Annotated in this window: 12 protein-coding genes and 1 riboswitch; of the genes, 6 read left to right on the forward strand and 6 right to left on the reverse strand. The window is 56.4% G+C overall.

Annotated features, from left to right (window positions below; translation table 11 throughout):
- The first annotated feature begins 143 nt into the window (after positions 1-143).
- Positions 144-1,817, forward strand: a complete 1,674-nt coding sequence (locus HBN68_RS04980; RefSeq protein ID WP_169962965.1) for a response regulator — start codon at positions 144-146, stop codon at positions 1,815-1,817.
- A 22-nt stretch (positions 1,818-1,839) separates the two neighbouring features.
- Here HBN68_RS04980 and HBN68_RS04985 read toward each other — a convergent pair whose 3' ends face one another.
- The 5 genes from HBN68_RS04985 to HBN68_RS05005 all read right to left on the reverse strand — a co-directional run bounded on the left by HBN68_RS04985 (position 1,840) and on the right by HBN68_RS05005 (position 8,391).
- A complete protein-coding gene (locus HBN68_RS04985) occupies positions 1,840-2,217 on the reverse strand; it encodes a response regulator (RefSeq protein ID WP_047274461.1) in 378 nt (125 codons plus the stop codon).
- Between the two features lie 68 nt (positions 2,218-2,285).
- Positions 2,286-3,482: a hybrid sensor histidine kinase/response regulator gene (locus tag HBN68_RS04990; protein ID WP_169962967.1), complete on the reverse strand. Its 1,197-nt coding sequence runs from the start codon at positions 3,480-3,482 to the stop codon at positions 2,286-2,288.
- Positions 3,476-4,078 carry a chemotaxis protein CheB gene (locus HBN68_RS04995; RefSeq protein ID WP_094994509.1) on the reverse strand — a complete coding sequence of 201 codons (603 nt, stop codon included), beginning with the start codon at positions 4,076-4,078 and terminating at the stop codon, positions 3,476-3,478. Before HBN68_RS04995 ends, HBN68_RS04990 begins: the two co-directional genes overlap by 7 nt.
- On the reverse strand, positions 4,078-4,893 hold the full coding sequence (locus HBN68_RS05000; protein WP_169962969.1) for a protein-glutamate O-methyltransferase CheR: 816 nt from the start codon (positions 4,891-4,893) through the stop codon (positions 4,078-4,080). The genes HBN68_RS04995 and HBN68_RS05000 overlap by 1 nt, the downstream gene beginning before the upstream one ends.
- Positions 4,894-8,391 carry a response regulator gene (locus HBN68_RS05005; protein WP_169962971.1) on the reverse strand — a complete coding sequence of 1,166 codons (3,498 nt, stop codon included), beginning with the start codon at positions 8,389-8,391 and terminating at the stop codon, positions 4,894-4,896.
- 257 nt (positions 8,392-8,648) lie between these two features.
- Between HBN68_RS05005 and HBN68_RS05010 the strand changes: the two genes are divergently transcribed.
- The 5 genes from HBN68_RS05010 to cobM all read left to right on the forward strand — a co-directional run bounded on the left by HBN68_RS05010 (position 8,649) and on the right by cobM (position 11,487).
- Complete coding sequence (locus HBN68_RS05010) at positions 8,649-9,008, forward strand: response regulator (protein WP_094994512.1); 360 nt, start codon at positions 8,649-8,651, stop codon at positions 9,006-9,008.
- Positions 9,009-9,043: 35 nt separating this feature from the next.
- Positions 9,044-9,259: riboswitch (cobalamin riboswitch) on the forward strand.
- Positions 9,260-9,353: 94 nt separating this feature from the next.
- A complete protein-coding gene (locus tag HBN68_RS05015) occupies positions 9,354-9,542 on the forward strand; it encodes a CbtB-domain containing protein (protein ID WP_094994513.1) in 189 nt (62 codons plus the stop codon).
- A gap of 11 nt (positions 9,543-9,553) precedes the next feature.
- Entirely contained in the window at positions 9,554-10,255 is a 702-nt protein-coding gene (locus HBN68_RS05020; RefSeq protein ID WP_094994514.1) for a CbtA family protein, read from the forward strand.
- Complete coding sequence (locus tag HBN68_RS05025) at positions 10,252-10,665, forward strand: cobalamin biosynthesis protein (RefSeq protein WP_094994515.1); 414 nt, start codon at positions 10,252-10,254, stop codon at positions 10,663-10,665. Before HBN68_RS05020 ends, HBN68_RS05025 begins: the two co-directional genes overlap by 4 nt.
- Positions 10,666-10,740: 75 nt before the next feature.
- Positions 10,741-11,487 carry a precorrin-4 C(11)-methyltransferase gene (gene cobM, locus HBN68_RS05030; protein ID WP_094994516.1) on the forward strand — a complete coding sequence of 249 codons (747 nt, stop codon included), beginning with the start codon at positions 10,741-10,743 and terminating at the stop codon, positions 11,485-11,487.
- A 94-nt stretch (positions 11,488-11,581) separates the two neighbouring features.
- Here cobM and nfuA read toward each other — a convergent pair whose 3' ends face one another.
- Positions 11,582-12,166, reverse strand: a complete 585-nt coding sequence (gene nfuA, locus HBN68_RS05035) for a Fe-S biogenesis protein NfuA (RefSeq protein ID WP_094994517.1) — start codon at positions 12,164-12,166, stop codon at positions 11,582-11,584.
- Positions 12,167-12,267: the final 101 nt, after the last annotated feature.

Raw genomic sequence — 12,267 nt, forward strand, 5'->3', positions numbered from 1 at the left:
ATCAACCTCATTTGCACTTCAAATAGATGCATTTGAATATAAATTTCAAAACGTTGAACCGCCACGGTAGCGCAGGGTCAAGACCATATAGCCGCTCAAATGCGGGTAATTTATGAGTCGAGTATCAAGAGGCGGGAAATTCTGTGATTGCATTGGGACCCACCGAGGAGCGCGCCCTGATTCTCACGTGCCCCGGGCTGGAAAGGTCGGTTGATGTGCAGCAACTGACCTCAGGCGGCGTAAACAGTGTTGAACTGGCGTGCATGGACCACCTCCACCCGGCCTTGGAACAAGGTGCGGGATTGTTGATTTTCGAGGCCAACTCCCAACAGCTCGATGCGTTCGAGCAACTGCGTAATGTGCTGGTGAGACAACCCGATTGGTCGGACCTGCCGATCATCGTACTGACCGCTGAACCTCAATGGCCTGATGTTCAAATGACCCGCCTGAGCGAGCAACTGGGTCATGCCCTGTTCGTCGCCTCGCCCTGGTCAGCGGCACAGTTACTGTGCCTGTCTAAAAACGCCTTGCGCACACGCAAACAGCAATACGCCGCCAGAGACAGCGCACGCGCCCTGACCGAACGTGAAGTATTTATTAAGAACACGCTGCAACAGATTGATTTAGAAGTAGAGAATCGCGTCAAAAAAGCACTGCAGCACAACGATGACATACGCCATGCGCAAAAAATGGAAGCCGTCGGACAACTCACCGGAGGCATTGCCCACGACTTGAATAACATGCTGGCCGGGATCATCGGCAGTATGGAGCTGCTGCGGCGCAAGGTGGCCCGGGGCAAACTCGATGATCTGGATCGTCTTATCGACATGGGCGTCAACTCTGCCAATCGTGCTGCGGGGCTCACACATCGATTGTTGGCGTTCTCGCGCCGCCAGTCACTGGACTCCAAACCCACCATGATCAGCGAGTGGCTGCTGGCACAACGGGCCCTGCTGGAGCAAAACCTCGCTCCGGCCACCCGGCTCACCCTTGAAGCCGATGACAACCTGTGGATCGCTGACGTTGACCCGCAGCAATTGGAAAACGCATTGCTGCACCTGGTGTCCAATGCCCGCGATGCCATGCCCGAAGACGGTCACCTCACCCTCAAGACCTATAACCTGCAGGTCGATACCGCTTTCAGTGAAGCTAACGGGCATTTCACGCCCGGTGATTACATTGTGCTTAGCGCATCTGACAATGGCTGCGGCATGCAAGAAAGCACGCTTAAACGCGCCTTCGACCCGTTTTTCACCACTAAACCCATCGGCCAGGGCACCGGCTTGGGACTGTCGATGATTTACGGGTTCTGCAAACAGTCACGCGGCCATGTACGCATCAATAGCCATGAACGCAGCGGCACCACTGTGGAACTGTTCTTGCCTCGCTGTAACGGCAGCAGCGCAGAGCTGAGCGCCCAAGGCCTGTCACAGGCAGAAACCGCAGCCAATGCCGAAAAAACCCTGCTGGTGGTTGAAGATGACAACGCCGTGCGCAATCTGGTGATCGAAGTGCTGCGTGAACAAGGCTACACGGTGCTCAGCGCCGAGGATGCGAACGCTGCCCTGCCGATTATCGAATCGGCGCAAGCCATTGATTTGTTGATCAGCGATGTGGGGCTACCGGGCATGAACGGCCGCCAACTGGCTGAGATCAGTCGTCAGGCACGCCCGGATCTGCGCGTGCTGTTCATCACCGGTTACGCACAGCATGCGACTGCGCGTGGCGGCTTTCTGGATGAAGGCATGCAGTTGATAACCAAGCCCTTCACCTTTGACCTGCTGACGGCCAAGGTGAATGAGATGTTGCAGGTCTGAATCCGCTTTAATTAAAGAGGATTCAGACCAACTGGTTCTGAATGATTTCTTTGAGCTTATCCAGATCGAACGGCTTGCCCAAAATGGGCGCCTTGCGCGTAATGGGGCTATCAGTCTCGCGTATTTCCTGCGGGTAGCCGCTGATAAAAATCACTTTAAGATCCGGCCGAAGCTTTACCGCAGGCTCAGCGATCTGTACCCCGGAAATACCGCCCGGCAACCGGAAATCCGTGACCATCAGGTCCAGGTGCGGCTTGCTGGCCAGAATTTCAAAGGCTTGTTCACCGTTTTCAGCCTGTAATACGCGATAGCCTTCACCTGACAAATAGGCGGACAAGACCATCAGGATCGAAGGGTCATCTTCGACAATCAGAACCACATCTTGTGCATCTTCACTCATGGGGGAAACCTTAATTGCTGCAAATGCTGCCAATACGACCATGGGGTCGGCCATAGGTTGCGGCTAATTTACGCGTTTTGCGCCAATGGCAGGCTGACCCGGAATACAGCACCCTCACCCAAGGCACTTTGTACGGTGATTTTGCCGCCATGGGCCGCCACAATCTGCTCAGAGATGAACAACCCAAGCCCCAGCCCAGCCACTGCGTGCTTGGCTGAAACCCGCTCAAACTGCTGAAAGATGCGTTGCTGGTTCTCTTCGCTGATGCCAATGCCCTGATCGCGGACTTCCACGATAGCGTTTTGGCCTTCGACATAAACTGAAACATCAATCGGGCTCTTGGCCCCATAGCGCAACGCATTGGTCAGCAGATTCGACACGACCTGCTCAATCCGGAACTCATCCCAAAGACCGACGACCGGACAGTCGACACGAAGATTGACACTCGACTGGGCCGCGCTGATTTGAGGCGCAAAGGTTTCCACCAGCGTACTCACCAGACGCGACAAATCGAACTGGCTTGGGCGGATCGACAATTTGCCGGTGCGAATGCGCGACACGTCGAGCATGTCTTCAATCAGGCGAATCAAGCTCTGGATCTGGCGCTCATCGCGCTCCACCATGGCCTGCATCTTGTCCAGAGTGAACGCCGCTGCGTTATCGCGGGCCAGGTGCATCTTGCGCAACTGGGTTTCCAGGATCAGCCCGTTCAGAGGCGTTCGCACTTCATGGGAGACGATGGACATAAAGTCGTCGCGCATGCGCACAGCGTGTTCAAGTTCGCCTTGCGTGACCTGCAACTGTGCCAACAGGACTTCCTGTTCCCGACGACTTTGCTCAAGGGCTTCAACTTGCTGCTTGACCGCTTTTCGCTGCCGATACAGATCAACGAACACATTGACCTTGCTCTTGACCGCGTGAATATCCAGCGGCTTGTGCAAGAAATCCACTGCGCCGCTTTCATAGCCCTTAAAGGCGTAATTCATTTCACGCCCTGCGGCGCTGACAAAAACAATCGGGATGTTTTTAGTCTTCTCGGTACCGCGCATCATTTCAGCCAGCTCAAAGCCGTTCATGCCAGGCATCTGCACGTCCAGAATGGCCAGCGCAAACTCATGTTGCAGCAGCAACGAAAGCGCTTCGTCAGCGGACAAAGCCTTATAGACCGTGCGGTCTTCACGCTTGATCAACGCTTCCAGTGCCAACAGGTTTTCTGGCAGATCATCGACGATCAGCAGCTTGGCTTGAATATCACTTACTAGCATTCGATTCGTTCCAGCTCGACAAGCAGACGGCCGATGCCGCGCAAAGGGAGGATGTAGTCCGGTTTCATGCGATCCAGAGCCGCTTGCGGCATGGTAGAAACCAAGGCTTCTTCAGGGTCTTGAATGATGGTCAAACCGCCCGACTGCTTGACCGTGGCAATACCCTGAGCACCGTCCTGATTGGCGCCAGTCAGTAAAATCGCAGCCAGACGCTGTTGATACACGTCTGCCGCGGACTCAAACAAATAATCAATGGAAGGCCGCGAATAGTGCACGCGTGCTTCCTGACTCAACGAAAAACTGTAATCGTGCTCAACCGACAGGTGATAGCCGGGCGACGCAAAATAGAGCGTGCCAGGTTCAATCGTGTCCTTGTCGGCCGCTTCTTTGACCTTGATTGCCAAACGACGTGCAAACACGTCAGCCAACTGGCTACGGCGCTCGTCCGGCAAGTGCAGCACCACAATGATCGGCAAACGAAAGCCCGGCTTTAAACCCGCAAAAATCGTCAATAAGGCTTCGACACCCCCCGCCGATGCGCCCACCACGACGGCGTCAACCGGCGGCAGGCCAACGTACTCAACCGGCTCGTTCATCATAGCTTGCGGTAAATCCGCTCTTGCTTGAGCACGGGGGTGAATTGCTTGCTGTAGTCGGAGAAGTCCAGCGTCTCTTTGCTGCCCAGCATCAAAAAGCCGCGATGGCACAGCGATTCGTGAAACAACCCGAATGCCCGATTTTGCAAATTTTTATTGAAATAAATCAGCACGTTACGGCACGAAATCAAGTGAGTTTCCGAGAATACGCTGTCGGTCGCCAGGCTGTGGTCAGCGAACGTCACGTTCTCGCGCAGGCTCTTGTCGAAAATCGCGTAGTCATACGCTGCCGTGTAATACGTTGAAAAGTCACGCTGGCCACCGGCCTTATGGTAGTTGTCGGTGTAGCCCCGAATGTTTTCCAGGGAGAAAATCCCCTGTTTGGCCTTTTCCAGCGAACGCGGGTTGATATCGGTGGCATAGATGATCGTGCGATCAAGCAGCCCCTCTTCGCGCAGCAGGATGGCCATGGAGTAAACCTCTTCGCCCGTGCTGCACCCCGCGATCCAGATTTTCAGTGAAGGGTAGGTTCTGAGGATCGGCACCACTTCCTGACGGATCGCCAAAAAATGCTCGGGGTCACGAAACATTTCACTGACCGGGATCGTCATGTACTGCAATAACTGCATGAACGCGGTGGGGTCGTGCAGCACCCGTTCCTGCAACGCCGAGATGGTATTGCAATCGAATTGGCGCATGGCGTGATGCACCCGGCGCTTGACCGAAGCGCCGGAGTAATCACGAAAGTCATAGCTGTATTTGAGATAGATCGCTTCAATCAGCAGACGTATTTCAATATCGGTGTTTCGCGGCACTTAAATACGTTCCATTTTGGGCAACCAGACACGAATCAGCGAAAACAGGCGATCCAGGTCAATCGGCTTGGCCAGGTAGTCATTGGACCCGGCTTGCAGGCAGCGTTCCTGATCGTCTTTCATGGCCTTGGCCGTGACAGCAATGATCGGCAGCTTGCGCCAGCGCGGGTTTTTGCGAATTTCAACAGTGGCTTCGTAACCATCCATCTCGGGCATCATGACGTCCATGAGCACCAGATCGATGTCCTCCACTTCATTCAAGCGCTCAATCGCCTCACGGCCATTTCGGCCGATGATCACAATGGCGCCCTTATGCTCCAGTGCACTGGTGAGTGCAAAGATATTTCGGACATCGTCGTCGACCAGCAAAATTTTGCGCCCTTCAAACACTTTGTCGCGGCTGCGCGCGGTCTTGAGCATTGTCTGGCGTTCATGGGACAACTGGGATTCGACTTTGTGCAGAAATAAAGTCACTTCATCAAGCAGACGCTCGGGCGAGCGGGCACCCTTGATGATGATCGAGCGCGAGTATTTGCGCAGCTCGGCCTCTTCATCACGGGTCAGGTTACGCCCGGTGTACACAATGACCGGCGGGAACGAACAAATATCTTCGGTGGACATGCGCTTGAGCAGATCACCGCCGAGCATGTCCGGTAACTTGAGGTCGATGATCATGCAGTCGTAAATGTTCGAGCGCAGCAAATCCAGCGCTTCCTGTGCATACCCTACTGCGGTGATCTCGATGTCATCGTCGCCGATCAGGCGAGCAATGCTGTCGCGTTGTAAATCGTCGTCCTCTACCAGCAACACCCGTTTAACTTTCTGCGTGAGCTTGGCTTCAAGGCGTGCGAATACGTCTTTGAGCTCTTCGCGGGTGGTGGGCTTGACGGCATACCCCACGGCCCCCATGTGCATGGCCGCTTCGACCCGGTCCTCGACTGAAATCACGTGCACCGGAATGTGCCGGGTAGACGCCTGCTCCTTGAGGCGTTGCAACACCGTCAGGCCGGAGTGGTCGGGCAAGCGCATGTCGAGCAGGATCGCATCAGGGATGAACTCGGCTGCAAGGCTGAAGCCTTCGTCGGCACCATGGGCCACCAGGCACTGATAGCCCAACTCATGCGCCAGATCGAAGAGGATGCGCGCAAAATTTGGCTCATCTTCAATCACCAGAATGCAACGCGTGGTGAAGGGTGCCTTTTCGCGATCATCCATAAAGCGCGGAATCTCGACGTGCGGGACGCTTGCCACGGGTGGCGCGACGGGGGGCGTCACGGCAGTCAGGGTTTTGACCGACTCGGCCACCAGGGCGGGTGCATACGGCTCATCGTGCTCAACAAACTGTTCAGGCAGAGTCAGCGTGAAAATACTGCCCTGCCCCGGCTCGCTGGTCACGCTGATGGAGCCTCCCAGCAAGTTGGCCAGATCGCGGGAAATGGACAGCCCCAACCCCGTTCCGCCATAGCGGCGGTTGGTGGTGCCGTCGGCCTGGCGGAACGCTTCAAAAATGCTTTCCTGCTGCTCGGCCGCAATGCCGATGCCGGAATCACGCACGGTGAAGGCAATGCCTTCGCTCGGTTGACGCGACACCGTAAGGCTCACTTGGCCTTTTTCGGTGAACTTGATCGCATTGGACAGCAGGTTTTTCAGAATCTGCTCCAGTCGCTGACGGTCTGTGAAGATCATCTGCGGGGTACCGGGTTGCAGTTCGACCTGGAAATCCAGCGCCTTTTCCCCGGCCAGCGGTTGGAACATGCTTCGCAGACCGTCCACCAAACGCGGGACGCTGGTGTTTTCAGGGCGCACTTCGAGCTTGCCGGCTTCGACCTTCGAAATATCCAGAATGTCGTTAATCAAGTTGAGCAAGTCATTGCCCGCCGAGTAGATCGACTCGGCAAATTTCACTTGTTCGGCGGTCAGGTTTTCATGCGGATTTTCCGACAGCAATTTGGCCAGAATCAGCGAGCTATTGAGCGGTGTGCGCAGCTCGTGCGACATGTTGGCCAGGAACTCGGACTTGTACTTGCTGGAGCGCTGCAACTCTTCGGCACGCTCCTCCAATTGCACCTGAGCATGATTCAACTCGGTGTTTTTCTGGTCCATTGCGTCGCGCTGGGCTGCGAGTGCCAATGCCTGATCGGCTAACTGCTCGTTGGTCTGCTCCAGTTCGGCTTGCTGGGTTTCCAAGTGCGTCTGAGATTCCTTGAGGATGCGCGACTGCTCTTCCAGCTCTTCATTCGCGGTTTTGAGTTCTTCTTGCTGCACCTGCAACTCTTCATTGAGTTGCTGGGTTTCAGCCAGCACTTCTTGCAAGCGCTGACGGTAGCGTGCCGCTTCAATCGAGGTGCCAATGTTGTCGGCAATCAACTCGAACAACTCGATGTCGCGCTCAGTCAACGGCCGCAAAAAGCCCAGCTCGATCACGCCATTTACCCGGTCATCGTCACTGGTAGGCACGACCAGCACGCTGCGTGGGCTGCCTTCGCCGAGCCCGGAACTGACCTTGAAGTAACCCTCGGGGACATTGTCCAGACGAATCAATTTATCTTGCTGCGCCGCCTGGCCCACAATCCCTTCGTCGTTGTGAATCAGTTGATCCTGCAACTCGTGCTCGCGGGAAAAACCATAACTGGCCACACGCTTGAGGCCGCCATGGTCTTCACGCACGTAAACTGCTGCGACCACTGAGCCCAAGTACTGAGCGCAGAATTGCAAAATGTTGCGACCCAGCATGTTAAGGGTCAGACGCCCCAACACCTGTTCTGCAAGCTCGGTCTGCCCGTTGCGCAGCCAGGCCTGCTGCTCAAGGCGTTGCGCACTCCTGACCTGCGCTTCGAGGGTATCGCTGTAGCTTTTTGACAGATTGACCAGGTCACGACGCCCGATATACGCCAGGAAGCCGCTCAGACCCAATACGAAAAGCAAGTACAGGCCGATGACCAGAAACGTTGTGCGGCTCACGTCATCATTGCGGTCGACACGCAGCTGTTGCTCCATGGCAATGAATTCGTCGAATTCCTTGCGCACCTGATCGGTCAGACGCTTGCCGCGCCCAGACTGCACTGCGCCCCGGTAATCACCATTACTGCGGCGCAGGTCTATCATCGCTTGAGCGTACTGACTCCAGTCATTTTGCAGCGCTTCAAGACGTTTGAGGCGGTCCACCTGCTGCGGGTTGTCGCTGACCAGCTCCTGCAAACCCCGCAGTTGTGCAAGGACTTGGGGCCTGGCGACTTCGTACGGGTCCAGAAAATGCTCGTCGCCAGTAATCAGGTAGCCGCGCATGCCGGTTTCAAGGTCAACGGTGAGCTTGATCGCCTCGTTCGCGTTATTGATAACGCGATCGGTGTGCTGCAACCACTGTATGACCGATAGCAGATAGCTGATCATCACCACAAACAAGACGGCGCTGAGCACGCCGACACCCAAGGGCAAACCGACGTTGCGACTCAGGAGTTTGCGAAAGCTTTGCTCATCAACCGATGCAGGTGCATTCATTTTTCTGGCCCGTGAACAGTGTAAAAAACCGTAAGTTTGCCGGATTACCGAGCAAACAATCTATTTTCTTCCTCAAATAAGTACATATTCGTACAAAGAGCTGCACTGAAAAGCTACATACAGCTATCCTTGCACACCTTGTACGAAGGAGTTTTTCGTACAACGACGGGAACTTGTGCGCGGTTGCAGCTTACTGATAGTGCAAGCCGATGCTTTTTGGCCTTCACCCGCATTCACATTTTTTCGGGATACCCACTATGTCTGCAACACCCTCCACCATCCTCGTTGTTGAAGACGATGCCATTGTTCGCATGCTGATTGTGGATGTGCTGGAAGAACTCGAATTCAATGTACTGGAAGCTGATGGCAGTGAATGTGCACTGACCTATATAGGCGATGCGAAGCAAGTCATTGATCTGCTGATGACCGATGTCGGACTTCCGGGGATGGATGGCCGAGAACTGGCTAAACAGGCGCAGACATTACGCCCCTCATTGCCAATTCTGTTCGCCAGCGGCTATGCCGAGAGCATAGATACCGTGGGCAACACCTCGGTGATCGCCAAGCCCTTTTCGATCGATCAGTTGCGCGACAAGGTCAAGAGCCTTCTTGCCTGAGACGTGAATTGACGCGTCCACCGCTGTCATGCTCTCCTACACATCTTGTATCAGGTGCCCTTCACAGGGTGAAACGGGAAACCGGTGCGTCAGGCGTTCATCGCCTTGATCAGTCCGGTGCTGCCCCCGCAACGGTAAACAAGCGGAACATCGAAGCCACTGTGCTCATGCATGGGAAGGTGATGTTCGCAGGTTCAGATGACTTGAACCCCTTGTGAGCCCGGAGACCGGCCTGCTCATATCGAATAACAAACCCGCGGTGGGCGGGCGCTGTTAAACCCTGCGAGCACCGTTCGCGGGGTTTTCTTGCGCTTTTTCGCCCGCTGCTCACCAGAGGGAAGCGCCATGTCAGTCAGCACCAGCCGTACACAATCCGCAGCCACCACCGCCACTCACAGCCAGCGTATCGTAGCGGCTGTCGGCGCAACCGTGCTTGGGGCGTTTCTCGTTTACTTCGCGGGCTTTTCCCATATTGACGCGGTGCACAATGCCGCACACGACACGCGTCACAGCGCTGCCTTCCCGTGCCATTGAGAGGCGAGCCCATGATGAAGCGCATCATTCAAACCGCCGGTTTTACCGGTTTGCTGGCTGCCCTGTTATTGACGCTGTTGCAAAGCTTTTGGGTGGCGCCACTGATCCTTGAAGCAGAAACCTTCGAGACGCCTGCTGCGGGTCACACGCATGAACACGCTGACTCCGCCCTGCCCGGCCACACCCATGCCGCTGAAGCCTGGGAACCCGAGGATGGCTGGCAGCGCCTAGTGTCGACCACCGGTGCCAATTTGGTGGTCGCCGTGGGATTCGCGTTGATGCTCGCAGGCCTCTACACACTGCGAACGCCGACCCGTACCTCTCAAGGGGTGCTGTGGGGGCTGGCTGGGTATGCCACATTTTGTCTCGCCCCGACACTGGGACTGCCGCCGGAACTACCCGGCACGGCTGCGGCTGATTTGCTGCAACGCCAGATCTGGTGGGTCAGTACCGCCGCCTCGACAGCCGTTGCGATTGCACTCGTGGTATTTGGCAGGCACTGGGCGCTAAAAGTGCTTGGGGTGGTGATTCTGGTCATGCCTCATGTCATGGGCGCGCCACAGCCGCTGGTCCACGCCAGCCTGGCACCGCAAGCACTTGAAACGCAGTTCAAGGTGGCTTCGCAATTGACCAACGCTGCCTTTTGGCTGGCGCTGGGGGTTATCAGCGCGTGGTTGTTCCGGCGCAAGACTGATGGCCAGTACGCTGCATGACGCCGCCGCCCACCCCGCAAACCCTCGTAGCCGGGCTGGGCTGTCGGCGCGGCTGCAGTGCTGAAGAACTGTTGACGCTCATGAATGAGTCTCTGAACCATGCCGGGATCGCGCTCAGTGCAATACGGGCCTTGGCCAGTATTGATTCAAAACGGGACGAGCCCGGCCTGATCCAGTTGGCGCAGCAGTTGAAACTGCCCTTCGAGGTATTCAGTGCACAGCAGCTTGCCGTGTTTGCCCCCCGGCTCAGTCACCAGTCACCGGTCTCGTACGCCCACACGGGCTGTTTTGGGGTGGCTGAAAGTGCTGCACTGGCCCTCTGCGAGCGAGTGACCGGTCAACGCGCGACGCTGCGGGTCACTCGCCAAACCTCTGATAACGCGACGTTTGCGTTAGCGACCGGGCTGTAATCAGGCGATACTCCACCGCCTCACTATGAGCGTTGTTCAAGCGGCGCTCTGTTTTGTATCGTTCAAGAGACTGCCATGACTGTTTATTTCATCGGGGCCGGCCCCGGCGATCCAGAGCTGATCACGGTCAAAGGCCAGCGCTTGATCCGCAGCTGTCCGGTGATCATTTATGCCGGTTCACTGGTGCCCGCCGCAGTACTGGAAGGCCATCAGGCCGAACGGGTGATTAATAGCGCCCAGTTGCATCTGGAACAAATCATCGCGCACATCACCGCTGCCGACGCTCAAGGCCAGGACGTGGCCCGCGTGCATTCAGGCGACCCCAGCCTGTATGGGGCAATCGGCGAGCAAATCCGCTGCCTGCGGGCGCTGGGCATTGCGTTTGAAATCATCCCAGGGGTCACGGCGACCGCCGCCTGCGCCGCTCTGCTGGAAGCCGAACTGACGTTGCCAGACATCTCGCAGACGGTGATTCTGACCCGATACGCGGAAAAAACCGTGATGCCTGCAGGCGAAGAGCTGGCGAGTCTGGCCAGCCATAAAGCAACCATGGCCATTCACCTGGGGGTTAAAAACCTGGACAGCATCGTGGCCGAGTTGACCCCACATTACGGCAGTGACTGCCCGATTGCGGTGATCCACCGTGCCAGTTGGCCTGATCAAGATGCAGTCACCGGCACCCTCGCTGACATTGTGCAGCGGGTTCAGGCCAAAGGGTTCCGGCGCACGGCATTGATTCTGGTCGGTCGTGTGCTGGCCAACGACAGCTTCAGCGAGTCTTCGCTTTACCGGGCTGGGCACGCGCACGTGTATCGCCCCTGACAGTCGCCCCGCGTAAAACACAGGCATAAAAAAACGGTGCTCACGGGGCACCGTTTTTTATGCTGCTCGCAGCGAACACCTTGCGACTGTTAACTCAGTAGTAGGCGTTTTCTTTCTGCGAGTGATCGGTCACGTCACGCACACCCTTGAGCTCGGGAATACGCTCCAGCAACGTGCGTTCGATACCTTCGCGCAGCGTCACGTCGGCCTGGCCGCATCCCTGACAACCGCCGCCGAACTTGAGGACCGCAATACCGTCTTCAACCACTTCAATCAGGCTGACCTGACCGCCGTGACTGGCCAGGCCGGGATTGATCTCGGTTTGCAGGTAGTAATTGATGCGCTCGTTGATCGGGCTGTCAGCGTTGACCATGGGCACTTTGGCGTTGGGCGCCTTGATGGTCAGTTGGCCGCCCATGCGATCGGTCGCGTAGTCCACCACGGCGTCTTCAAGAAACGGCTCGCTGACCGAATCGATCCAGGCGGTGAAGCTTTTCAGGCCCAGGGCGGTATCTTCAGGTTTGACTTCGTCTGGCTTGCAATACGCAATGCAGGTTTCAGCGTATTGCGTACCCGGTTGGGTGATGAAGACGCGGATGCCGATACCCGTGGTGTTCTGCTTGGACAGCAGATCAGCCAGGTAATCGTGGGCGGCGTCGGTAATCGTTATGGCGCTCATGGAATCTCCTCGCAGACATGGGGCGCAGTTTACGCCAATCGGCGCGCCTGACAAAGTCCTAGTATTTTTGTCAGGAAAGCCACACCCCATGTGGGTGAAAC

This window comes from Pseudomonas sp. WS 5078 (genome assembly GCF_012985745.1).
GTDB classification, from domain to species: domain Bacteria; phylum Pseudomonadota; class Gammaproteobacteria; order Pseudomonadales; family Pseudomonadaceae; genus Aquipseudomonas; species Aquipseudomonas lundensis_A.